This is a genomic window from Mesorhizobium sp. M0088 (assembly GCF_040322895.1).
GTDB lineage: Bacteria > Pseudomonadota > Alphaproteobacteria > Rhizobiales > Rhizobiaceae > Mesorhizobium.
The window spans coordinates 85,064-107,352 of the sequence record NZ_JAMYUI010000001.1 but is presented as its reverse complement, the minus strand read 5'-3'; the positions used below and the strand labels follow the sequence as shown (position 1 = coordinate 107,352).

Here is a 22,289-nt window from a genome sequence, read left to right as displayed (position 1 = left end):
GGGGGAGAGGTGGTCTGCGAAGCGGGCCGGAGTGGGGGTCGACAGTACCAAGAGGCATCGTCATGACCGCCTCCGACGCCCGCCCTCTCTCCCGTCGCGACTGGCTGCTCAGCGAGCGGCCGGCCTCGCGTATGCAGGCAAGGCTCGGTCGCGCCTATGTGGCGTGGCGGCGCTTTTCCGCCAACCGTCTGGCCTTTCTCGGCCTGCTCATCATCGTTGCCCTGCTGGTCGTTGCCGCCCTTGCCGGCGTGCTGGCACCTTATTCTCCGACGTTCGGCGACCTGAAGAACGCGCGCCTGCTGGCGCCGAGCGCCGAGCACTGGTTCGGCACCGACGATCTCGGCCGCGATATCCTGTCGCGCATCCTCTACGGCTCGCGCTGGACCCTTTATGTGGTCATCCTGGTCGCCATCATCGCGGCACCGATCGGCCTTCTGGTCGGCACGGTGGCCGGCTATGCCGGCGGCTGGACCGATGCCATCCTGATGCGCATCACGGACATCTTCCTCGCCTTTCCCAAGCTGATCCTGGCGCTGGCCTTTGTCGCAGCACTTGGCCCCGGCATCGAGAATGCGGTGCTGGCCATCGCCATCACCTCATGGCCGCCCTACGCCCGCATCGCGCGGGCAGAGACGCTGACGGTGCGCAATTCCGATTACATCAAGGCGGTGCAGCTGATGGGCGCCTCGCCCTTCCGCATCGTGCTGCGCCATATCATGCCGCTTTGCATTTCGTCCCTGATCGTCAGGGTGACGCTCGACATGGCCGGCATCATCCTGACCGCCGCCGGGCTCGGTTTCCTCGGCCTCGGCGCGCAACCGCCGCTGCCCGAATGGGGCACGATGATCGCGTCGGGCCGCCGCTTCGTGCTCGACCAGTGGTGGGTGGCCGGTGCGCCGGGCTTCGCCATCCTCATCGTCAGCCTCGGCTTCAACCTGCTCGGCGACGGCCTGCGCGACGCGCTCGATCCTCGCAGTGGTGACCAATGAGCAGGGAAACGAAGACGCTTCTCGACGTCGACGACCTGCGCGTCACCTTCCCGACCCGCACCGGTCTAATCGAGGCGGTGCGCGGCGTTTCCTTTTCGCTCGGCCGCGAAAGGCTCGGCATCGTCGGCGAGTCCGGCTCGGGAAAATCGCAGACCGGCCGCGCCATCATGGGCCTGACGCCGCCGCAGGCCCGGATATCGGCCAACAAGCTCGCCTTCGACGGCATCGACCTGCTCAGCGTCTCGCCGCGCGAACGTCGGAAGCTGCGCGGCAAACGCATCGCCATGATCCTGCAGGACCCGAAATATTCGCTCGACCCTGTCATGAGCATCGGCCGCCAGATCGTCGAGACGCTGCGCACCCATGAAAAGGTCGGCAAGGCCGAGGCACGCGACCGCGCATTGGCCATGCTGGAGGCGGTGCAGATTCGTGATCCCTCTCGCGTCTTCAACCTGCATCCGCATGAAGTTTCGGGCGGCATGGGCCAGCGCGCAATGATCGCCATGATGCTGATCGCCGGTCCGGAAATGATGATCGCCGACGAGCCGACCTCGGCGCTCGACGTCACCGTGCAGCTCGATGTGCTCGGCATTCTCGACCGGCTGGTCAGTGAGCGCGGCATGGGGCTGATCTTCATCTCGCACGATCTGCGCCTGGTCTCGTCCTTCTGCGACCGCGTCATCGTCATGTATGCCGGCAAGGTGGTCGAGCAGCTCAAGGCGTCCGAACTCGGCCATGCCCAGCACCCCTACACGCGCGGCCTGCTCAATTGCATGCCCAAGATCGGCGCCGACCGCCACCCGCTGCCGGTGCTCGACCGCAAGCCGGAGTGGGCGGCATGATTTCCGCGATTGCCGTCGACAGGCTGGAAGTGATCTTCGACCGTTTTCGCGCACTGAAGGGCGTCAGCCTCGACGTGCAGCCGGGTGAATCCTTCGGCCTGGTCGGTGAATCCGGCTCCGGCAAATCGACGCTGCTGCGGGCCATCGCGGGCCTTGCGCCGGTCGCATCGGGCAGCATCGCCGTCAACGGCAAGACGCTCGGCGCGCGCCGCGACAAAAGCTTCTACCGCGAAGTCCAGATGGTCTTCCAGGATCCGTACGGCTCGCTGCACCCGCGCCAGACCGTCGACCGCCTGCTGCAGGAGCCGCTTGCCATCCATGGCTTTGCCGACGGCGAAAAGCGCATCCAGCGGGCGCTCGACGAGGTCGGCCTCGGCAACGGCTTCCGCTTCCGCTATTCGCACCAATTGTCAGGCGGCCAGCGCCAGCGCGTGGCGATCGCCCGTGCGCTGATCCTCGAACCCTCGATCCTGCTGCTCGACGAGCCGACCTCGGCGCTCGACGCCTCGGTGCAGGCGGAAGTGCTCAACCTGTTGGAAGAGGTACGCAAGCGGCGCAAGCTGACCTTCCTGATGGTCAGCCACGACCTCGCCATCATCACCCATATGTGCGAGCGGCTGATGGTGATGCAAAGCGGCGAGGCGGTGGAGAATCTTGCGGCTAACGACCTTGTCGAGCGCCGTGTCTCGAAGGACTATACGCGCAACCTGCTGAGAGCGAGCGACGGGTTTGTGAGAACCGGCTGAATTCGTTCTTCCTGTGCACAGAACAACCATCTTGGGGGACTACGATGGAGGAGTGGAAGTTTGCGGATCCGCCCAATGTCGCAGTGTTTGTGGATAGGGGCATAGTTACGCGTGGCGACTGGATTGCCTACGTCTCGCATGACAATGACGACGGCAGTTGGCAATTCCACAACAGCGAAACGGGACCTGTGGACGAAGGCGATATCATGATTGTCAGCTTGCAGAACGTTGCGCAGCGGGACGAAAGCGTCCAGGCGTTGGCTGACTTGCCAGAAGGCTGGCATGCGTGGCGCATCTCAAGATCGTCGCCGTGGCAACGCGCCAGGTCGCACCCTGTACCTTCCAACGACAACGAATGACCAGGCAAAGCGTTAAGTCGAACCTTGCGCCAGTTCGCCGTTTTCCAGAACGGGGGACTCTTCTCGGTCCTTCGGCTCCTTGATCCTGAACCACGTCACATAAAGCGCCGGCAGGAACAGCAGCGTAATCGCCGTGCCGGCAATGATGCCGCCCATCATGGCATAGGCCATCGGGCCCCAGAACACTTCACGTGCGATCGGGATCAGCGCCAGGCTGGCGGCGGCGGCCGTCAGCGCGATCGGCCGCATGCGGTGTTCCGTCGCTTCGATGACAGCGGCCCAGCGGTCCTTGCCTTCCCGGACGAGATCCTCGATCTGCACGATCAGGATGACCGAATTGCGGATCAGGATGCCGATCAGCGCCAGCACGCCGAGGATGGCGACGAAGCCGAGCGGTGCTCCGCTCGGCACCAGGGCCGCCACCACGCCGATCAGGCCGAGCGGCGCCACGGCCACCACCAGGAACAGGCGCTGGAAACTCTGCAACTGCACCATCAGGATCGTCGCCATGACGAACAGCATCAACGGCACGACGGCGGCGATCGGTCCCTGGCTTTTGGCGCTCTCCTCGACCGAGCCGGCGGTGGCGATCGAATAGCCCGGCGGCAGCTTGGCGGTGAAGGCATCGACCGACGGCTTCAACTCGTTGACGACGGTGGCCGGCAGCACGTCGCCGACCAGTCCGGCGCGCACGGTGATGGTCGGGATGCGGTCGCGTCGCCACACCGTTGGCTGCTCCAGATCGTAGCGGAAGTTGGCGACGGCCGCGAGCGGGATCGCCTCGCCGGTACTGGTCGGCAGCTGCATGTTCTGCAAGGTTTCGATCGAGCCGCGTTCGGACCCACGCGAGCGCGCCACGACATTGATCAGATAGGTGGCGTCGCGCACCTGCGTGATGGTGGCGCCGCCGACCGTACTGTTCAGCGCGCTGGCGATGTCGGAGGAGGTGATACCGAGCTGGCGTGCCTTGTCCTGCAGCACGTCGACCCTCAGCACACGCTGCGGCTCGTTCCAGTCGAAGGTCGGCGCTGCTAGCTTTGGATTGGCGGAGATGACACCGGCGAATTGCTGCGCCAGTTCGCGCACCGTCTGGATGTCGGGACCGCCGACGCGATATTGCACCGGGCGGCCGACCGGCGGTCCGAGTTCGAGCGGCTTGACGAAGGCGTCGGTGCCGACGAACTCCTCGCGCAGCAGTTTTTCAAGCGCCGGCTTGACCCGGTTGCGGGCCGCGATGCTTTTGGTGACGATGACGGTCTGGCCGAAATAGGGGTTGGCCGGCTGCACGTCATAGGCGAGCACGAAACGCACCGCGCCCTGGCCGATATAGGACGAAAAATGGTCGATGTCGGGATTGCCGACCAGCGCCCGCTGCTCGAACCGCTCCATCTGGTCGCGCGTATCGGCGATCGAGGCATTCTGCGGCAGGTTCCAGTCGACGATCAGCTCCGGCCGGTCCGATGGCGGAAAGAACTGCTGCTGCACCAGCCCGAAGCCGGCGATCGAGCCGGCAAACAAAAGCACTGTGACGATGATGGTCAGCCAGTGATGGCGCACCGAGCCGACAAGCACGCGCCGGAAAAGCGAGGTGAAGCGGCCAGGCTGGTCGTGATGCTTGGTTTTCATCGTCGCCGGCAGGATGGTGACGCCGAGCAGTGGCGCAAACAGCACCGCCACGACCCATGACACCAGCAGCGAAACGGCGATGACCACGAACAGGGTGAAGGTATATTCGCCTGCGGCGCTGTTGTTGAGGCCGATCGGGATGAAGCCGGCGACCGTCACCAGCGTACCGGTCAGCATCGGAAAGGCGGTCGATGTGTAGACATAGGTCGCCGCCTTGCGCAGATTGTCGCCGACCTCCAGCCGCGCCACCATCATCTCGACCGCGATCATCGCGTCGTCGACCAGAAGCCCGAGCGAGATGATCAGCGCCCCCAGGGAAATACGCTGCAGCGAAATGCCGAGATAGGCCATGACCGTGAAGGTGATGGCCAGTACCAGCGGGATCGACAGCGCCACGACGAAGCCGGCGCGCATGCCGAGGCTGATGAACGACACGGCGAGCACGATGGCGACCGCCTCGAACAGCGCGCGCGTAAAGCCCGAGACGGCCTCCTCGACGATGACCGGCTGGTCGGCCACCAGATGCACGCCGACACCGACCGGCAGGTCGGCCAGCACCTTGTCCATCTCCTTGTGCAGCGCCTCGCCGAATTCGAGCAGGTTGGCGTTGGGTTTCATGCCGATGGCGAGCCCGATCGCGTCCTGGCCGTTGAAGCGGAATAGCGCCGTAGGCGGATCGACATAGCCGCGCGTGATCGTCGCCACGTCGCTGAGGCGGAAGAAACGGTCATCGACGCGCAGATTGATGGCGCGCAGGCTGTCCTCGGAGGTGAACTGCCCGCCGACCCGCACGCTGATGCGCTCCGGCCCGGACTGGATGACGCCGGACGGCGTGATCGCGTTCTGCGCCTGCAGGCTCGCCACGATCGCTTGCTGGTTGAGGCCGAGGGCGGCGATCTGGCGGGTCGAGAATTCGAGATAGATCGCCTCGTCCTGGGCGCCGACGAGGTCGACCTTGCCGGCGTTGGGCACGGTCAGGATTTTTGTTCTGGCGTCCTCGACATAGTCGCGCAGCTGGCGCGGCGTCAGCCCGTCCGATGTGAAGGCGTAGATGTTGCCATAGACGTCGCCGAAGCGGTCGTTGAAGAAGGGTCCCTGCACCCCCTGCGGAAACTGCGCCGCGATGTCGTTGACCATGTTGCGCACCTGAATCCAGTTCGGCACGACATCGCGTGCTTTGGTGGTGTCCTTCAGGTTGACGAAGATGACGGTCTGGCCGGCCGTGGTGACGGACTTGGTGTAGTCGAGGCTGTCGAGTTCCTCGAGTTTCTTCTCGATACGGTCGGTCACCTGCTGCACGGTTTCCCTGACCGAGGCGCCCGGCCAGTTGGCCTGGATGATCATCGTCTTGATGGTGAAATTGGGGTCTTCTTCACGGCCGAGATTGAGGTAGGAGAACACGCCAGCCACGACGAAGACCAGCATGAAATACCAGACCATGGAGCGGTGGTTGAGCGCCCAGTCGGAGAGATTGAAGCCTTTCATGAGGCCCCTCCCTCGGGCACTGTCACCTTCTGGCCTTCGCTCAGGCTGTGGACGCCCGCCGTGACAACACGCATGCCGGCCTCCAGCCCCTCGGCCACCGTGAAGGTGCCGCCATTCTTCGACGCGACCTTTATGTCGCGTGCGTTCACGCTGGATGTCTGCGGGTCGACGATCCACACTTTCGCGGAACCGTTCTTTTCGAACAGCGCCGACATGGGCAGTTCGATCGTCAGTGCCACCTTGGTCTCGCGGGTCGCCGTCACCGTCGAGCCGAGCCGGAAGGCCTGTGGCGGATCCGTGAGCGTCAGCTTGACGCGCCGCGTGCGGGTCGAGCCCTCGGATTGCGGTGCGATCTCGCGCAGCTTGGCCCCGGTCTGGATCGTCGGCAGCGACTGCAGGATCACCTGGAAGGGCGTGCCGGCCTCAAGATCACCGGTCAATTGATCGGGAATGTCGACCACCGCCTCGCGCAGGTCCGAACGCGCCACGGTGACGACGGTCTGGCCGGGCGAGACCGTCTGGCCAACTTCGGCGCCGACCGCGGTGACGACACCGTCGAAATCAGAGAACAGCCTGGCATAGCCGAGTTGTTCCTGCGATTTGGCAAGCGAAGCCTTGGCCCGCTCGACACCTGCCTCCGCAGCTTTGCGCGCCTGCTGCGCGGCATCGAAGACAGCTTGCGTGGCGTTGGCCGAGGCGAGCAACTGGCGCTGCCGTTCCTCGCTGGCGGCGGCGTTGGCGAGCTGCGCCTCGGCATTGGACAGTTCCGCCTTGGCCGCCTGGAGGCCCAACTCCAGTGCGGTCGGATCCAGTGCCGCTATCGTCGTGCCCTTGCTGACGATGTCGCCGACCTGGACGTCGCGCGAGACGACCCGGCCAAGCAGGCGGAAGGCCAGGTCGGCGCTGACCTGCGGTTCGACGGATCCGGCAAAACCGAAGATTTGCGTGGTGCGCGGCTCGATCACCATCGACAGCACCGGTCGGACGATCTCGGGCGGCTTTTCCTCCGACTTGGAGCAGGATGCCAGCGCGCCGAGCATGAGCACGCCGAGCAGGATGCGTGGCGTCCGGCTCATTGGCCCGCTCCCGATATCTCGATCGTCTGTCCAGGGCTGAGCAGCTGTCCTCCAGCGGTGACGACGCTCTGGCCCGCGTCCAGCCCCTTGGCGATCACGACCGTGCCCGAATTGAACGCCAGCACTTCGACCGGCGCCATCGTCACTGCCTTGGTCGAGGGATCGACGATCCAGACCGCCGGCTTGCCGCCGCTGGACGTCAGCGCCTGCCAAGGCAGCAGGATCGCCTTCGCCGGCTTGGCGCTTACCGTGCCGATGACGGCTGCCCCAAGCGGCATGCCGGCGGGCGTGTCGGGAATGGCGATTTTGACCCGGATCGAGCCCGAAGCCGGGTCGACCGCAGGCGAGATTTCGCGGACCTTGCCCGTCGCCCTGACCTGCGGATCGGACAACAGCGTGATCGTCACCGCAGGCGATGCCGGTGCCTTGGCGATCAGCGTCTCCTGCACGTTGAACACGGCGTCGCGGTCACCGTCCTCGGCGACGGTGAAGACGGTTTGCGCGGCTTGCACCACTTGGCCGGTTTCGACTTGGCGGGCGGTGATCACGCCGGCGGCACCGGCCTTGAGCTCGGTGAAGGACAGGTTTTGCTGGGCGTTGGAGAAAGCGCTCTGCGCGGCTTCGACGCTGCCTTGTGCCACCTTCAGGGCCTGGTCCGCGGCGTCATAATCGCGCCTGGTGGTAAAACCCTGGGCGAGCAGCGTCTTCTGCCGTTCGAAGGCGGCGGCGGACTGGGTCAATTGCGCCTGTGCCGCGTCGAGATCGGCCTGCGCCGAGCGCAAATCGGATTCCTGCTCCTGCGGATCGATCCGGGCGAGCACCGTGCCTTGATCGACATGCTGGCCGACATCGACAAACCGTTCGGCGACGCGACCACCGACCCGGAACGACAGATTGTTCAGCGTACGCGCCGCGATCACCCCGGTCAGCGAGGTTCTCGGCGCATAGTCGGCCATCGCCACGGTTTCGGTGCGCACCATGACCGGCAATTTCTTGTCCGCCGCCTCCTGCTTCTGGCAGCCGGTTAGCAGAAGAGCCGCCGTGCAAGCGAAAAGCACCGAGGCGATCGGACAAGAAAACAGGCAGGGGGTTTTGACCGACGGCCGCGAGACGGACGATGTCGCGTTCCTGCTCATGGACTCCCCCAGCCCCGTGGGCGGCTCGCGCGGATCGCGAGACCTCGCGGATATCTGGAGGATAGTCGATCCCCGGGAAAAGGAAACCGGTCTCGTACGTGTATCGGGCAACTGGTTAAGCGCCGGGATCCACCCGTCGCAGGCCCAATCGCCTGCCGGTGGTGCCGACTTGAGGAAAACGTGAAATAAGGTCAGAAGACGTCTCAACGGCATCAAACAGGACGGGCGCCGGCCCGGTGAGGGATACGATGAAGAATTCAGCCATTTCCGAACGCAAGAACCAATCGATTTCCCGCGGCGTCGGCATGACCACGCAGATCTATGCCGACCGGGCTGAAAATTCGGAAATCTGGGATGTCGAGGGACGTCGCTATATCGATTTCTCGTCGGGCATCGCCGTGGTCAACACCGGGCATCGCCATCCCAGGGTGATCGAGGCGGTCAAGGCACAGCTCGACCGCTTCACCCACACCTGCCACCAGGTGGTGCCCTATGAGAGCTATGTGCGCCTGGCCGAACGGCTGAACGGCATGCTGCCCGGCAAGTTCGAGAAGAAGACGATCTTCGTCACCACCGGGGCGGAGGCGGTAGAGAACGCCATCAAGATCGCCCGCAATGCCACCGGCCGTCAGGCGGTCATCGCCTTCGCCGGCGGTTTCCATGGCCGCACCTTCATGGGCATGGCGCTGACCGGCAAGGTCGTGCCCTACAAGGTCGGCTTCGGCGCCATGCCGGGCGATGTCTATCATGCGCCGTTCCCGGTGCCGCTGCACGGTGTCTCGGTCGCCGATTCACTGGCGGCCCTCGACCGGCTGTTCAAGGCCGATGTCGATCCGGCCCGCGTTGCCGCCATCATCATCGAGCCGGTTCAGGGCGAAGGCGGTTTCTACGACGCGCCGCGTGACTTCCTGGTTGCGCTGCGCAAGCTTTGCGACCAGCACGGCATGCTGCTGATCGCCGACGAAGTGCAGACCGGCTTTGCCCGCACCGGCAAGATGTTTGCGATGGATCACCATGAGGTGGCCGCCGACATCACCACCATGGCCAAGAGCCTGGCCGGCGGTTTTCCCTTGGCCGCGGTCACCGGCCGCGCCGAAATCATGGATGCGCCCGGCCCCGGCGGGCTCGGCGGCACCTATGGCGGCAGCCCGATCGGTGTTGCCGCCGCGCACGCCGTGCTCGACGTGATCGAGGACGAAAACCTGTGCGACCGCGCCAACACGCTGGGCGCAAGGCTGAAGCAGCGGCTGCAGTCGATCCGTGACGACGTGCCCGAGATCGTCGACATCAGAGGCCTCGGCTTCATGAATGCGGTCGAGTTCAACGACGTCAAGAAGGGCCTGCCGTCGGCTGAGATCGCCAATGCGATCCGGTTGAAGGCGCTCGACAAGGGCCTGATCCTGCTGACCTGCGGTGTCTACGGCAACGTCATCCGCTTCCTGGCGCCGATCACCATCCAGGACGAGGTCATGAACGAAGCACTCGACATCCTGGAAAGCTCGATCCGCGAAGTCTGCGCCGCCTGAACTTCTACCTCCCCCTTGTGGGGAGGTTGGGCCGAAGGTCCGGGTGGGGGCTTGGCGCCCACCCCCACCCCGCTGCTTCGCAGCGACCCTCCCCACAAGGGGGAGGGTAAGCGGGGGGCTAGCCCGCAGCCCTTGCAGGCTCATCCTGCTGAAATGCGGCCAGCGCCGCCTTCAGACCGTCAGGTCCCTCAGCAACCAGCTGCGGCGTCGGTGAGAAGCCGGCGCCGAGCATCTTGCGGCCAAGCATGTGGTCGCCGGGACGGTTGACCGATTCGATGCCGAGCAGCCGGTCGCCGGCATAGTGGTAGATCGAGAACTTGTTTTCGGGCAGGTCGCCCAGCACGACATGGCTGTCGCCGCCGGCGGTCAGGCCGACCATCTGCAATTTCATGTCGCCGATGTCCGACCAGAACCATGGCACCGCCGAATAGGGGTCGGTATGGCCTGATATCGTGCGCGCGGCAAGCCGCGCCTGGTCGGTGGCGTTCTGCACCGATTCCAGCCGCACGTCGCCGCCGGTGAACCAGTGCCGGTAGGAGGCAGCATCGCCAATGGCGAGAATCTCCGGCATCGACGTGCGCATCTGATGATCGACGCGAATGCCGTTGGCGATGCTAAGGTCGGCCGCCTGCGCCAGTTCGACATTCGGCACGGCACCAATGCCGACAATGACCATGCGCGCCGGCAGCCTTTCGCCTGACGAGGTGATCGCGGCCACGACATGACCGTTTTCGCCATCGAGCCTGGCGATCGAGGTGCCGGTGAGGATGCGCACGCCTGTCGCTTCCAGCCGTTGCCGGACGTGGCTCGCCACGACCGGCGCCACGGCGCGGCCGAGCAGCCGGTCCACGGCCTCCACCACTGTCACTGTGCGACCGGTGGCCCGCAGTGTGGCTGCGATCTCCAGCCCGATGAAACCGCCGCCGAGGATGACGACTTCGTCGCTTTGGGCGCTGAGGTCGCGGATCAGCCGCGCATCGGCCAGCGAGCGCAGCGACAGCACCCCGGACAGATCGGCGCCGGGCAGCGGCAGCGTGCGCGGGCGCGAGCCTGTCGCCAGGATCAGGTGGTCGAAGGCAAGCGCACCCCCGCCGGCAATATCCAAACTGCGGCGTCCGGCATCGATCCGATCGATCCTGACGCCAGGCCGGTAATCGATGGCGCTGCCGGTGTAAAAGGCCTCGCCGCGCAAGGGTTGCGGCTTGGCCTCTACATCCTTGATGAAGGTCTTCGACAGCGGCGGTTTGTGATAGGGAAGTTCGTCCTCATCCCCGACGAGGATCACCGGCCCGTCATAGCCGTCTTCGCGCAGACTGGCGGCCGCTTGCACGCCCGCATGACCCGCGCCGACAATGACCACACCGTTCTTCATCGCATTCCAATCCCGCTTCTATCCTAGGATGTCTCGCCAAGTGGCAATTGTCTGGTGCCGCCGCAAGAGAGCTTTTGCGGGTCGCACCCGGAATGGCGGCTGTCAATCGTACAGTTCAGTGGCAAGACCGGTGCAGAAGATGCATAAAGTTGACAGTCGTAGTTTAGAATAATTCTAAACTGTTGTTTCAATTGACTTTTCCTACGGATTGTCATTGACATCCGACGATGTCGCAGCTTTATGGAGGCTCGCGCGTCAGCGCATCCCTTTAATGTCTGGGCCTTGAACCCTTTCGATTGGAGGCATTTTGGTGTCTTTCTTCCGCGAACCGCGCGATGGCGCGGCATCTCTTGCGCCCAATGGCCCACAGATGGCCTGGCGCCGGTTGCTGCGCGCGCCGTTTACAGAATTTCCGAGAAACTGGAGAGTGATTATGACAGCACGATATGGCAGCAGGCTTGCGGCGATCGGCGCCACTGCCCTGCTGACGGCGGCGGTATTCGTGTTGCCGGCAAAGGCGGAAACCGATGCAAAGGCGGTCATCAAGACCTATTCCGACATCGCACTCGCCAAATACGAGGATTCGCTGACCACCGCGCAGGCGCTCGACAAGGCGGTCGACGCGCTGCTCGCCGCGCCATCGGCGGAAACCCTCAACGCTGCCCGTGACGCCTGGAAGGCATCGCGCGTTCCCTACCAGCAGACCGAGGTCTACCGCTTCGGCAACAAGATCGTCGACGACTGGGAAGGCAAGGTGAACTCCTGGCCACTGGATGAAGGCTTGATCGACTACGTTGCCAAGAGCTACGGCACCGAATCGGACGCGAACGCGCTCTACACGGCCAATGTGATCGCCAACAAGGAGATCGAGATCAACGGCAAGAAGGTCGATGCATCGAAGCTTTCGCCGGAGTTCCTCTCCGGCACGTTGCAGGGAGCCGGCGGCATCGAGGCCAATGTCGCCACCGGCTACCACGCCATCGAATTCCTGCTCTGGGGCCAGGACCTGCATGGCGCCGGCCCGGGTGCCGGCGAGCGCCCCTATACCGACTACGACCTCAAGAACTGCACCGGCGGCAATTGCGATCGCCGCGCCGAGTATCTGAAATCGGCCAGCGACCTTCTGGTTTCGGATATTCAGGAGATGGTCGGCAACTGGAAGGAAGACGGCGCCGCCCGCAAGGCTCTCGTCGATGGCGAGCCGAACCCGGCGATCTCGACCATCTTCACCGGCATGGGCTCGCTGTCCTACGGCGAACTGGCCGGCGAGCGCATGAAGCTCGGCCTGCTGCTGCATGATCCGGAAGAGGAGCACGATTGCTTCTCCGACAACACCTACAATTCGCATCTCTACGACGCCATCGGCATTCGCGCGGCCTATCGTGCGAGCTACACGCGTCTCGACGGCACCGTCGTTTCGGGTCCCTCGGTGGCCGATATGGTGAAGGCGGCCGATCCGGCGATCGACAAGGAACTGTCTGACAAGCTCGATGTCACCGTCGCCAAGATGGAGGCGATCAAGGCGCGTGCACTGGCCGGCGAGGCCTATGACCAGCAGATCGCCGAGGGCAACGTTGAGGGCAACGCCACCGTGCAGGCGGCGATCGATGCGCTGATCGATCAGACCAAGTCGATTGAGCGCGCCGTCGGCTCCCTGAAGCTCAGCACCATCGCCTTCGAAGGGTCCGACAGCCTCGACGCGCCGGACAAGGTGTTCAAGTAAGGGCCGAAAGACAGGAGACTGATCCGGAGCCGGACAACCGGCTCTGGAACGGCCTCCGCTAGAAAATCAAGCCACACGGCGCGGGAGACGCCGTCAGCCAGCCGAGCAAGCCAATGCTGATTTGTCATTGCAATATCATCACCGAGAAGGAGATCGAGCAGACGATCGTCGGGCTGCTGGACCAGGATCCCTGGCAGCTGATCGTGCCGGCGAAGATCTATCATGCCATGCAAAAGCGCGGTCGCTGTTGCGGCTGCTTCCCAAATGTGGTGGAAACGATCATTCGGGTCACCGAAAATTACCACGCCCGCTCGGAGGCGAGCGGCGTGGATGTCGTTTCACACCTGGATCGCGTCAGAGGCCTGCGCGTCCAATACGGGAGCAGAATTCATGAAAGGCGATCCGCAGATCATCGAGCGGCTTAACGAGGCTCTTTTTCTGGAGCTTGGGGCCGTCAATCAGTACTGGGTGCATTTCCGTCTGCTTGAGGACTGGGGATACGCCAAGCTGGCAAAGAAGGAGCGGGCGGAATCGATCGAGGAGATGCACCATGCCGACAAGCTCGTCGCCCGTATCATCTTCCTCGAAGGCCATCCGAACCTGCAGTCCGTGGCGCCACTGCGCATCGGGCAGAACGTCAAGGAAGTGCTCGAATCCGATCTTGCCGGCGAATATGACGCACGTACCGCCTACAAGCGGTCGCGCGAAATCTGCAACGACGCCGGCGACTACGTGACGATGAAGCTGTTCGAGGAATTGCTCGCCGACGAGGAGGGTCACATCGACTTTCTCGAGACGCAGCTCGACCTGCTTGCCTCGATCGGCGAGGAAAAATACGGCCAGCTCAACGCCGCATCGGCGGACGAGGCGGAGTAAGGGCATGCGGGAATGCGGCGCCTGCTAGAATTCGTGCGCCGCTCGCGGCGGGCCAATGGCTCGCCGCTCCTTCGCAAGACGCCGGCCGGATTGGCGCGTCGGCGCTATGTCGTGCTCGTGTTGGCGCTTGTCTCTTCGGCGATGGCCGGTGATCTTCAGCCTGCCGGGCTCGCCACCACGCGCACCGACCTCAATGCGAAGGACCAGGCGCGCGTCATCGCCGTCACCAGGCCGACCGCGGATTTTTCCAGGCCAGAGCAGTTCGAACTGATGCAAGGTGGCGCCGGCACGTCCCGGAAGGACGTCAGCCGCGATTCCTTCTCGCAATCCTCGGCCAACATCACCTTCGAGGAAGAGGGCGACTTCAAGCTCGGCAATGCCCTTTTCCGCAAGAACTGGGTCTCGTCGCCATCCTCGACCCAGGCGTCGGACGGGCTCGGCCCGCTGTTCAACGAACGTGCCTGCCAGAACTGCCATCTGAAAGATGGCCGCGGCCGCCCGCCGCAAGGCGACGTCGGCACCACGTCGATGTTCCTGCGGCTGGCCCGTGACGCCAGCAGCGCGGAAGAGAAGGCGGCGCTTGCCGACCACGAGGTGCTCAACTTCCCCGACCCGGTCTACGGCAGGCAATTGCAGGAGCTCGCCGTACCCGGCCTGCCCGGTGAAGGCAGGATGCATATCGACTACCAAGAACGTAAGGTAGAGCTGACGGACCGCACTGTGATCTCCTTGCGCAAACCGAGCTATTCGGTTGACGGCCTTGGCTACGGGCCGCTTGACCCACGCACCACGCTGTCGCCGCGCCTGACCCCGCCGATGATCGGCTTGGGCCTGATCGAACAGATCGCGCCGGCTGATATTCTCGCCCACGCCGATCCGGACGACAGGGACCGCGACGGCATTTCCGGCAGGCCGAACATCGTGCGCGATAGCCTGAACGGAAAACTGACGCTTGGCCGTTTCGGCTGGAAGGCACAGACCGCGTCGATCCGCCAGCAGGCGGCGGACGCCTTTGCCGGCGACATCGGCATCTCGACGCCCGAAGAGCCGAAGCATTGGGGCGATTGCACTGCTGCGGAGGCAAAATGCCTCGACATGCCGAACGGCGTGCAGCAGCGTCTTGGCCCGGTCGAGGCGCCGCCGCCGGTGATGGATCTCGTCACCTTCTATTCGCAGAACCTGGCCGTGCCGTCGCGCCGCGACCTCGACCGGCCCGACGTGCTCGCGGGCAAAAAAACATTCTACGAGATCGGCTGCATTGCCTGCCACACGCCGAAATTCGTCACGCGCCGCGATACGCCCAACAAGGCGCAGGCCTTCCAGTTGATCTGGCCCTATTCCGACTTCCTGCTGCACGACATGGGGCCTGATCTGGCCGATGGCCAAGCCGTGGGAGATGCGACGGGCAATGAATGGCGCACGCCGCCGCTGTGGGGCATCGGCCTGACCGAGACGGTCAACGGCAATTCCTTCTTCCTGCATGACGGGCGCGCGCGCAGCCTGACCGAGGCGATCCTGTGGCATGGCGGCGAGGCGCAGAAAGCGCGCGACCGCTTTGCCGCCGCCAGTGCGACTGAGCGTGACGCGCTGCTCAAATTCCTGGAGTCACTGTGATGTTCAAGCGTTCTGCATTGTTTCTCGTTCTTCCGCTGGCCCTGCTGGGCGTTGTCCCTGCGTCTGCGGCGGTCAAAGCCTCCGATATCATCCAGCGCGCGATCGATGGCTTCGTCCGCCCGGCCTATGCCGGCCTGCACGAGCATGCGGAAGCCTTGACCGGATCCATGCGCGAGCTGTGCGTCACGCCCTCGCAAGGAGAACTCGATGCCGCACGCGCCGAATTCTCCGCCACCGTCTATGCCTGGTCGTCAGCCGAAATCATCGGCTTCGGACCGATCAAGGAGAACAACCGGCTGGAGCGCATGCTGTTCTGGCCGGATCGCAAGAGCATCGGCCTGAAACAGGTACAGGCGGCGCTGTCCGACAAGGATCCGACCGCGACCGATCCGGCACAACTGGCCGGCAAGAGCGTTGCCATGCAGGGGCTGGGCGCGCTCGAATTCGTTCTTTACGGCGACGGCGCCGATGCACTTGCCGGCAAGGATGATCCCTACCGCTGCGCCTATGGCGCGGCGGTTGCCGGCAACATCGAAGCCATGGCCGGTGAGGTCAGCGCCGCCTGGAACAAGCCGGACGGCTTTGCAGCGCTTTGGGCCAATCCGGGGCCGCAGAACCCGCTTTACCGCGACGGCAACGAAGCGGTGACGGAACTGGTCGGCGTCTTCATCAATGAGCTCGAAATGGTGCGCGACGTGCGCCTGAAAGGGTTTTTCGGCGGCAAGCCGGATGCGGACAAGCCGAAACAGGCAATCTACTGGCGCTCGCAAAACACCACCGCGTCACTGGCCGGCAATCTCTCCGGCATCGATACGCTGTTCCAGGCCTCGAAACTTGGCGATGCTCTGCCGGCCGATGCGCGCTGGATGGCCGAATCGATCCACATCCAGCTGGTCAACGGTGTCGCCACCGCCAAGGCGGTCAGCTGTCCAATCGACAAGGCGCTTGCCGATCCGGCGCTGCGTGACAAGCTCGATCATTTCGCGCTGATCACCTCCAGCCTCTCGGCCTTGATTGGCACCAGGTTGACCGCCGAATTCGGACTGACCGCAGGCTTCTCTTCGCTGGATGGGGACTGAGCATGATCCCGAAAAGTGGAAGCCGGTTTTCGGAAAAGATCATGCTCAAGAAGAGAGATTGATCCTTGAAAACCCCTCTGATAGATCGCCGCGATTTCCTGAGAGCTGCAGGCGTTGGCTTCATGGCGACGATGACGCCCTCGGCCTGGGCAACCACGCTTGTGGCCGACGCCGTCTTCGCCACGGCTTTCGTCAAACGCGACGGCAGCTTTGGCGCTGCCGTCCTGTCCGAGGCCGGCAAGGTCCTGCATGCGATCGACCTGCCCGATCGCGGCCACGATGTCACCTTCGATCCCATATCGAAACGCTCGGTGGTCTTCGCGCGTCAGCCCGGCACCTTCGCCGTGGTTTTCGATCACTCGGGCCGTGACGCGCCGCTGACCATCGCCAGCATCGCCGGCCGGCATTTCTTCGGCCATGGCGTGTTCTCGGCCGACGGTGCGCTGCTCTATGCCACCGAAAACGACTTCGACAACGCCGCCGGCGTCGTCGGCGTCTACAATGCGCGGGCCAAATTCAGCCGTGTCGGCGAATTCCCGACCTATGGCATGGGTCCGCACGAGCTTCTGCTCTTGGGCGATGGCAGGACGATCGCGGTTGCCAATGGCGGCATCGAGACCCATCCGGATTACGGCCGCGCCGAGCTCAACATTGCAACCATGAAGCCGTCCTATGTGCTGATAGACCGCGTCACCGGCGATCTTATCGAGAAGCACGAATTGCCGGCCGCACTGCATCAGCTGTCGATCCGCCACATGGACACCGATCGGTCCGGAAGCGTCTGGTTCGGCTGCCAGTACAGGGGGCCGGGCACCGATCGACCGTTGCTGGTCGGTCGCGCCGCGCGCGGCAAGGAGCTGCAGTTGCTGGACATGCCGCAGGACGTTTTGTCCGGCTTCCGCAACTACATAGGCTCGGTAGCCGCCAATCGGGCTGCCGGAACCGTCGCCGTTTCCTCGCCGGAAGGCAACTCGCTCGTCGTGATCGATGCGGCCAGCGGCCGGGTCGTTGCGAACAGCGCATTGGTCGAGGTCTGCGGCGTGGCGCCCGATGGAACCGGCTTCATGGCCACCACCGGCGCCGGCGAGATCGTCGAGGGCAGCGGTGCGACACGCTCCGAACCGGACTATGTCTGGGACAACCACATGCTGCGTATCGAACAGGCCGCATAGGCTACAAGCGAAGCCGCTTAACGAATTATGCACTATCCCCTTGCGGTGGCGGGCCGTGGCGGGCACAGGGAATTGTTTTTCGAACCGGTTGCCTCATGAAATTGCTTGCCATCGACTGTGCCGCCAACCTCTGCACCGCTTGCGTCTATGACGTGGTGGCGAAGCGGGAGCTTGGCCGTTCGGTGCTCGATCTCGGCAAGGGCCATGCCGAGCAACTGATGGCGGTCATCGCCGAAGCGCTGGAGGCAAGCGCAACCGACTATGCAGGTCTTGGCGCCATCGCCGTCTCTGTCGGCCCGGGTTCCTTCACCGGTCTGCGCGTCGGCGTCTCGACCGCGCGTGGCCTGGCGCTGGCGCTGAAGATACCCGCAATCGGGGTGACGACGCTGGAGGCGCTGGCCGCCGAAGCGTCAGCGGCATTTCCCGGTCGCGCCGTGCTGGCGGCGCTCGATGCCGGCCGTGAAGAGATCCACGCGGCCTTCTACGATGAAATGTCAGTCTTGACTTACGGTCCGGCCGTGGCCACGCTGACTGACGTGGTGGCCATGGCGATGGAAGCGTCTCCGGTGCTTGCCGGCACCGCGGCAGCGCTCATCAGCGCATCGGCCGGGCGCGAATTCGATGTCGGCCCTCGGACAGCCACCGCCGACATTGTCACCTACGCCCGCCTGGCTGCCGCCAAGGGCGCGGGCGAACGGCCGAAACCACTCTATATGCGCGGCGCCGACGCCAAGCCGCAGGCCGGGTTCATTCTTTCAAGGCAAGAAAATTAGATGCGCATACCTTTTCTCCAACCACGCCGCCGGGACTATGCGCTCGAGCCGCTGAGGATCGCCGACAGTCCGGCGGTCTCACTGCTGCATCGCGAGGACTTTGTCCGCCCTTGGACCGATGGCGAATTCGCCGCTCTTCTCGAACAGGACACCGTGTTCGGCTATGCGGCGCGCGAAACCGGACAGGGCTCCAAGCCGCCCGTCGGCTTCGTGCTGGCGAGGCTCGCGGCAGGCGAGGGCGAGATCCTGACCGTCGCGGTGGCGCGATCGCATCGCCGGCAGGGATTGGGCTGGCAGTTGATGGACGCGGTGTTGCGCGAACTGCACGCGCAGCGCGCCGAAGCGCTATTCCTCGAGGTCGACGAGACCAATGTCGCGGCGATCGCGCTTTACCGTCGGCTGGGCTTCCGCGAGGTCGGCAAGCGGCCGAATTACTACAGATCGACCGAACACGGACCGACCGGCGCGCTTGTCATGCGCCGCGATCTTCGCTAGCGACACGGCCGGGATGGGGCGATGATCAAGAAAATCAGGATTTTCCTGGCGCTGGGCCTCGTTGTCGCCGGTTCGCTGGTCCTCGTGCCGTTACAGATCCTGTCGATGAAGACCGGCTGGTGGCCGGAAACCTTCATCCTCAAAATCTGGCACAGGCTGATCGTCAGGGCGCTCGGCATGCGCATCCATGTCAAGGGAACGCTGTCCGACAAGCGCCCGCTGCTGGTTGCGTCCAATCACATCTCCTGGACCGACATCATGGTGCTCGGTTCTTTTGCCGACGTAAAGTTCATCGCGAGAGCCGATATGGAAGGCTGGCCGCTGATCGGCATGCTGTCGAAGCTGCAGCGCACCGTGTTCATCGAGCGCGAGCGCAAGCGTTCGTCGGGCGACCAGGCAAGCGAGATTGCCAGCCGCATGGCCAAGGGCGATGCGATGGTGCTGTTTGCCGAGGGCTCGACCGGCGACGGCAATATGATCCTGCCGTTCAAGAGCACACTGTTCGGCGCCGCCTCGATGGCGATTTCGGAAGGCGCGGCGGAACAGGTGTTCATCCAGCCGGTGGCGATCGCCTATACGCGTCTGCACGGCGTGCCGCTCGGCCGCCGGCATCGCCCGCTTGCAGCCTGGATCGGCGATGAGGATTTGATGCCGCATCTCAAGGTTCTGCTCGCGGAGGGCGCGCTCGACGTCGAGGTGCATTTCGGCGAGGCAATCGCCTTTTCCAAGGGTTCGAACCGCAAGGAGACGTCGAAACTGATGGAAAGCCAGGTGCGTGAGATGATGCAGGCGGCGCTTGCCGACCCGCGGCCGAGCCGCTAGCCCCGGCATGCCCTTGCTGGCGCGGGCCGAGAATCGTCTGTTTTTTGTCACGGAAAGGCGTTAGAAGCCGCCTTATGGACTTGAACACGATAGAAAGCGACGACATCGGCACTACGGCTGGACAGCCGGCGGTGCTTCCCGCGGCAGCGAGAAAAGTCTTCATCAAGACCTATGGCTGCCAGATGAACGTCTATGATTCACAGCGTATGGCCGATGCGCTGGCTGCCGACGGCTATTCCGCGACCGATGCCATTGGCGAGGCGGACCTGGTGCTGCTGAACACCTGTCATATCAGGGAGAAGGCTGCCGAAAAGGTCTATTCCGAGCTCGGCCGTATCCGCGCCATGAAAGCCGAGCGTGCCCTGGCTGGCCGTGAGATGCTGGTCGGCGTCGCCGGCTGCGTGGCGCAGGCCGAAGGCGCCGAGATCATCCGCCGTTCGCCGGCAGTCGACCTGGTCATCGGTCCGCAGACCTATCACCGGCTCCCGGACGTGCTGGCGCGGGTGCGCGGCGGCGAAAAGATCGTCGAGACCGATTACGCCATCGAAGACAAGTTCGAGCACCTGCCGCAGCCCAAGCGGGCCGAGGTCATCAAGCGCGGCGTCACCGCCTTCCTCACCGTGCAGGAAGGCTGCGACAAGTTCTGCACCTTCTGCGTTGTGCCCTATACAAGGGGCTCCGAGGTCTCCCGGCCGGTGGCGCAGATTGTCGCGGAGGCTGAGCGCCTGGCCGAAGCCGGCGTGCGCGAAGTGACGCTGCTCGGCCAGAACGTCAATGCCTGGCATGGCCAGGGCGGGAGCGGTCAGGAGTGGGGGCTTGGCCGCCTGCTGTTCAGGCTGGCCGAAATCCCCGGGCTGGCGCGTTTGCGCTACACCACCAGCCACCCGCGCGACATGGATGACGAACTGATAGCGGCCCATCGCGATCTGCCGGCATTGATGCCCTATCTGCATCTGCCGGTGCAATCCGGCTCCGACCGCATCCTCAAGGCGATGAATCGCCGGCACACGGCGAGGGATTATCTGGCGCTGCTCGACCGTATCCGTACCGCGCGGCCTGACATTGCGCTCTCCGGCGACTTCATCGTCGGCTTTCCCGGCGAGACCGAGGCGGATTTCGAGGCGACCATGGAGCTGGTGCGTCAGGTGAATTACGCCTCGGCCTTTTCGTTCAAATATTCGCCGCGCCCCGGCACGCCGGGCGCCGAAATGTCCGATCACGTGCCGGAAACGGTCAAGGACGAGCGCTTGCAGAGACTGCAGGCTCTGCTTGTGAAGCAGCAGCAGGATTTCGGTTTGAGCCTCGTCGGAAGCACCATCGACACGCTGATCGAGAAGCCCGGCCGTCAGGCCGGCCAGAAGGTTGGCCGCTCGCCTTGGCTGCAGCCGGTTATTGTTGATGAAAAGGCCGGCGAAATCGGTGACATTATCCAGGTGCGAATCACGAAGACGGGCTACAACAGCCTGTTCGCCGAATTGGCCTGAGGGTCTCGGCAGATGAGGAGAGACGGTTGAGCGCAGCAGAGCTGAAGAACCTGCCCCCGGTACCGGCATCTGGGGCTTCTGACATGGCGCACATCGTTCTGACTTTCGACAACAACAAGCTTGCCAGCGCCCTTTATGGTCAGTTCGACGAAAACCTCGCCAGGCTGGAGCAGAAGCTTGGCGTCGACATCCGCTCACGCGGCAACCAGCTGACCATCAAGGGTTCGGCGTCGGCCGCCGAGCAGGCGCGCCGCGCCCTGGACAACCTCTACGGCATTCTCCAGAAAGGCGTCGATATAGGCCAGTCCGACGTCGACGGCGCCGTGCGCATGGCGATCGCCGCCGACGATCAGCTGACCCTGCCGACGCTGGAGCGCAAGGGCAAGGTTTCCGCCGCCCAGATCGCCACCCGCAAGAAGACGATCTATGCCCGTTCACTCAACCAGGACGCCTATATGCGGGCGCTGGAACGGTCGGAACTGGTGTTCGGCATCGGCCCGGCCGGCACCGGCAAGACCTATCTGGCGGTGGCCCATGCGGCGATGCTGCTCGAGCGCGGCATGGTCGAGCGCATCATTCTCTCGCGGCCTGCGGTCGAGGCCGGCGAACGGCTGGGCTTCCTGCCCGGCGACATGAAGGAGAAGGTCGATCCCTATCTGCGGCCGCTCTATGACGCGCTCTACGACATGATGCCCGCCGACAAGGTCGAGCGCGCCATTGCCGCCGAAGTGATCGAGATCGCGCCGCTCGCCTTCATGCGCGGCCGCACGCTGGCGCATGCCGCCGTCATCCTCGACGAGGCGCAGAACACCACGCCGATGCAGATGAAGATGTTCCTGACGCGTCTGGGCGAAAATTCGCGCATGATCGTCACCGGCGATCCGACCCAGATCGATCTTCCCTCGAACACCAAATCGGGACTGGTCGAAGCCTTGCGGGTGCTGGACGGCGTGGCGGGCGCGGTCACCGTGCGCTTCAACGACGGCGATGTGGTCCGCCATCCGCTGGTGGCGGAAATCGTCAGGGCCTACGACCGGGACGCCAAGCTGGCGCGCGGCCTCGGCGCCGAGAATTGATTTTGACGATGCGGCCTC

20 protein-coding genes are annotated in these 22,289 nt (G+C 64.2%); 16 read left to right on the top strand and 4 right to left on the bottom strand.

Annotated features, from left to right (window positions below; all coding sequences use genetic code 11):
• The first annotated feature begins 62 nt into the window (after nucleotides 1–62).
• Genes nikC through NKJ67_RS00465 form a run of 4 tightly spaced genes read left to right on the top strand, consistent with a single transcriptional unit; the run spans nucleotide 63 to nucleotide 2,936 of the window.
• Nucleotides 63–989 carry a nickel transporter permease gene (gene nikC / locus NKJ67_RS00480; RefSeq protein ID WP_127326259.1) on the top strand — a complete coding sequence of 309 codons (927 nt, stop codon included), beginning with the start codon at nucleotides 63–65 and terminating at the stop codon, nucleotides 987–989.
• Complete coding sequence (locus tag NKJ67_RS00475; RefSeq protein ID WP_127397214.1) at nucleotides 986–1,831, top strand: ABC transporter ATP-binding protein; 846 nt, start codon at nucleotides 986–988, stop codon at nucleotides 1,829–1,831. Before nikC ends, NKJ67_RS00475 begins: the two co-directional genes overlap by 4 nt.
• The gene (locus NKJ67_RS00470; protein WP_352580092.1) at nucleotides 1,828–2,577 is read left to right on the top strand and encodes an ABC transporter ATP-binding protein; all 750 of its coding nucleotides are present in this window, start codon (nucleotides 1,828–1,830) and stop codon (nucleotides 2,575–2,577) included. Before NKJ67_RS00475 ends, NKJ67_RS00470 begins: the two co-directional genes overlap by 4 nt.
• Before the next feature lie 44 nt (nucleotides 2,578–2,621).
• The gene (locus NKJ67_RS00465; protein ID WP_256745921.1) at nucleotides 2,622–2,936 is read left to right on the top strand and encodes a hypothetical protein; all 315 of its coding nucleotides are present in this window, start codon (nucleotides 2,622–2,624) and stop codon (nucleotides 2,934–2,936) included.
• Between the two features lie 12 nt (nucleotides 2,937–2,948).
• Here NKJ67_RS00465 and NKJ67_RS00460 read toward each other — a convergent pair whose 3' ends face one another.
• From NKJ67_RS00460 to NKJ67_RS00450, 3 genes are read right to left on the bottom strand one after another with little or no spacing between them, the layout of a single operon-like run.
• Entirely contained in the window at nucleotides 2,949–6,047 is a 3,099-nt protein-coding gene (locus tag NKJ67_RS00460) for an efflux RND transporter permease subunit (RefSeq protein WP_352580091.1), read from the bottom strand.
• A complete protein-coding gene (locus NKJ67_RS00455) occupies nucleotides 6,044–7,123 on the bottom strand; it encodes an efflux RND transporter periplasmic adaptor subunit (protein WP_352580090.1) in 1,080 nt (359 codons plus the stop codon). The genes NKJ67_RS00460 and NKJ67_RS00455 overlap by 4 nt, the downstream gene beginning before the upstream one ends.
• Nucleotides 7,120–8,259, bottom strand: a complete 1,140-nt coding sequence (locus NKJ67_RS00450; protein WP_127272390.1) for an efflux RND transporter periplasmic adaptor subunit — start codon at nucleotides 8,257–8,259, stop codon at nucleotides 7,120–7,122. The genes NKJ67_RS00455 and NKJ67_RS00450 overlap by 4 nt, the downstream gene beginning before the upstream one ends.
• Nucleotides 8,260–8,507: 248 nt before the next feature.
• On the opposite strand from NKJ67_RS00450, the gene NKJ67_RS00445 reads away from it, so the two are divergent.
• A complete protein-coding gene (locus tag NKJ67_RS00445; protein ID WP_023811424.1) occupies nucleotides 8,508–9,785 on the top strand; it encodes a 4-aminobutyrate--2-oxoglutarate transaminase in 1,278 nt (425 codons plus the stop codon).
• Nucleotides 9,786–9,903: 118 nt separating this feature from the next.
• On the opposite strand, the gene NKJ67_RS00440 is transcribed toward NKJ67_RS00445, so the two are convergent.
• Nucleotides 9,904–11,157: an NAD(P)/FAD-dependent oxidoreductase gene (locus NKJ67_RS00440; protein ID WP_352580089.1), complete on the bottom strand. Its 1,254-nt coding sequence runs from the start codon at nucleotides 11,155–11,157 to the stop codon at nucleotides 9,904–9,906.
• Nucleotides 11,158–11,590: 433 nt separating this feature from the next.
• Between NKJ67_RS00440 and NKJ67_RS00435 the strand changes: the two genes are divergently transcribed.
• The 11 genes from NKJ67_RS00435 (at nucleotide 11,591) to NKJ67_RS00385 (ending at nucleotide 22,271) form a co-directional block, all read left to right on the top strand.
• A complete protein-coding gene (locus tag NKJ67_RS00435) occupies nucleotides 11,591–12,880 on the top strand; it encodes an imelysin family protein (protein WP_352580088.1) in 1,290 nt (429 codons plus the stop codon).
• A 113-nt stretch (nucleotides 12,881–12,993) separates the two neighbouring features.
• Complete coding sequence (locus NKJ67_RS00430; RefSeq protein WP_023811421.1) at nucleotides 12,994–13,305, top strand: (2Fe-2S)-binding protein; 312 nt, start codon at nucleotides 12,994–12,996, stop codon at nucleotides 13,303–13,305.
• Nucleotides 13,271–13,756, top strand: a complete 486-nt coding sequence (gene bfr, locus NKJ67_RS00425; RefSeq protein WP_013527914.1) for a bacterioferritin — start codon at nucleotides 13,271–13,273, stop codon at nucleotides 13,754–13,756. The genes NKJ67_RS00430 and bfr overlap by 35 nt, the downstream gene beginning before the upstream one ends.
• Before the next feature lie 12 nt (nucleotides 13,757–13,768).
• Nucleotides 13,769–15,370, top strand: coding sequence for a di-heme oxidoreductase family protein (locus tag NKJ67_RS00420; RefSeq protein WP_352580087.1), 1,602 nt, complete (start codon nucleotides 13,769–13,771; stop codon nucleotides 15,368–15,370).
• Nucleotides 15,370–16,449, top strand: a complete 1,080-nt coding sequence (locus tag NKJ67_RS00415; protein ID WP_352580086.1) for an imelysin family protein — start codon at nucleotides 15,370–15,372, stop codon at nucleotides 16,447–16,449. The genes NKJ67_RS00420 and NKJ67_RS00415 overlap by 1 nt, the downstream gene beginning before the upstream one ends.
• 65 nt (nucleotides 16,450–16,514) lie before the next feature.
• Nucleotides 16,515–17,621 (top strand): DUF1513 domain-containing protein, encoded by a 1,107-nt coding sequence (locus NKJ67_RS00410; RefSeq protein WP_352580085.1) that lies wholly within the window; start codon nucleotides 16,515–16,517, stop codon nucleotides 17,619–17,621.
• Between the two features lie 95 nt (nucleotides 17,622–17,716).
• Nucleotides 17,717–18,394, top strand: coding sequence for a tRNA (adenosine(37)-N6)-threonylcarbamoyltransferase complex dimerization subunit type 1 TsaB (gene tsaB, locus NKJ67_RS00405; RefSeq protein ID WP_352580084.1), 678 nt, complete (start codon nucleotides 17,717–17,719; stop codon nucleotides 18,392–18,394).
• On the top strand, nucleotides 18,395–18,889 hold the full coding sequence (gene rimI / locus NKJ67_RS00400) for a ribosomal protein S18-alanine N-acetyltransferase (RefSeq protein WP_128306964.1): 495 nt from the start codon (nucleotides 18,395–18,397) through the stop codon (nucleotides 18,887–18,889).
• A gap of 21 nt (nucleotides 18,890–18,910) precedes the next feature.
• Nucleotides 18,911–19,711 carry a lyso-ornithine lipid O-acyltransferase gene (gene olsA, locus NKJ67_RS00395; protein WP_352580083.1) on the top strand — a complete coding sequence of 267 codons (801 nt, stop codon included), beginning with the start codon at nucleotides 18,911–18,913 and terminating at the stop codon, nucleotides 19,709–19,711.
• 74 nt (nucleotides 19,712–19,785) lie between these two features.
• Nucleotides 19,786–21,195, top strand: coding sequence for a tRNA (N6-isopentenyl adenosine(37)-C2)-methylthiotransferase MiaB (gene miaB / locus NKJ67_RS00390; protein WP_352580082.1), 1,410 nt, complete (start codon nucleotides 19,786–19,788; stop codon nucleotides 21,193–21,195).
• Between the two features lie 83 nt (nucleotides 21,196–21,278).
• A complete protein-coding gene (locus NKJ67_RS00385) occupies nucleotides 21,279–22,271 on the top strand; it encodes a PhoH family protein (RefSeq protein WP_023758127.1) in 993 nt (330 codons plus the stop codon).
• Nucleotides 22,272–22,289: the final 18 nt, after the last annotated feature.

Bases quoted from the DNA above. Each gene is read 5' to 3' on its own strand.
- NKJ67_RS00415 (WP_352580086.1), top strand. From the start codon at position 15,370: ATGTTCAAGCGTTCTGCATTGTTTCTCGTTCTTCCGCTGGCCCTGCTG.
- tsaB (WP_352580084.1), top strand. From the start codon at position 17,717: ATGAAATTGCTTGCCATCGACTGTGCCGCCAACCTCTGCACCGCTTGC.
- NKJ67_RS00420 (WP_352580087.1), top strand. From the start codon at position 13,769: ATGCGGCGCCTGCTAGAATTCGTGCGCCGCTCGCGGCGGGCCAATGGC.
- NKJ67_RS00385 (WP_023758127.1), top strand. From the start codon at position 21,279: ATGGCGCACATCGTTCTGACTTTCGACAACAACAAGCTTGCCAGCGCC.
- NKJ67_RS00475 (WP_127397214.1), top strand. From the start codon at position 986: ATGAGCAGGGAAACGAAGACGCTTCTCGACGTCGACGACCTGCGCGTC.
- NKJ67_RS00440 (WP_352580089.1), bottom strand. From the start codon at position 11,157: ATGAAGAACGGTGTGGTCATTGTCGGCGCGGGTCATGCGGGCGTGCAA.
- NKJ67_RS00445 (WP_023811424.1), top strand. From the start codon at position 8,508: ATGAAGAATTCAGCCATTTCCGAACGCAAGAACCAATCGATTTCCCGC.
- NKJ67_RS00455 (WP_352580090.1), bottom strand. From the start codon at position 7,123: ATGAGCCGGACGCCACGCATCCTGCTCGGCGTGCTCATGCTCGGCGCG.
- NKJ67_RS00450 (WP_127272390.1), bottom strand. From the start codon at position 8,259: ATGAGCAGGAACGCGACATCGTCCGTCTCGCGGCCGTCGGTCAAAACC.
- rimI (WP_128306964.1), top strand. From the start codon at position 18,395: ATGCGCATACCTTTTCTCCAACCACGCCGCCGGGACTATGCGCTCGAG.
- NKJ67_RS00465 (WP_256745921.1), top strand. From the start codon at position 2,622: ATGGAGGAGTGGAAGTTTGCGGATCCGCCCAATGTCGCAGTGTTTGTG.
- bfr (WP_013527914.1), top strand. From the start codon at position 13,271: ATGAAAGGCGATCCGCAGATCATCGAGCGGCTTAACGAGGCTCTTTTT.
- NKJ67_RS00470 (WP_352580092.1), top strand. From the start codon at position 1,828: ATGATTTCCGCGATTGCCGTCGACAGGCTGGAAGTGATCTTCGACCGT.
- olsA (WP_352580083.1), top strand. From the start codon at position 18,911: ATGATCAAGAAAATCAGGATTTTCCTGGCGCTGGGCCTCGTTGTCGCC.
- miaB (WP_352580082.1), top strand. From the start codon at position 19,786: ATGGACTTGAACACGATAGAAAGCGACGACATCGGCACTACGGCTGGA.
- NKJ67_RS00430 (WP_023811421.1), top strand. From the start codon at position 12,994: ATGCTGATTTGTCATTGCAATATCATCACCGAGAAGGAGATCGAGCAG.
- nikC (WP_127326259.1), top strand. From the start codon at position 63: ATGACCGCCTCCGACGCCCGCCCTCTCTCCCGTCGCGACTGGCTGCTC.
- NKJ67_RS00435 (WP_352580088.1), top strand. From the start codon at position 11,591: ATGACAGCACGATATGGCAGCAGGCTTGCGGCGATCGGCGCCACTGCC.
- NKJ67_RS00460 (WP_352580091.1), bottom strand. From the start codon at position 6,047: ATGAAAGGCTTCAATCTCTCCGACTGGGCGCTCAACCACCGCTCCATG.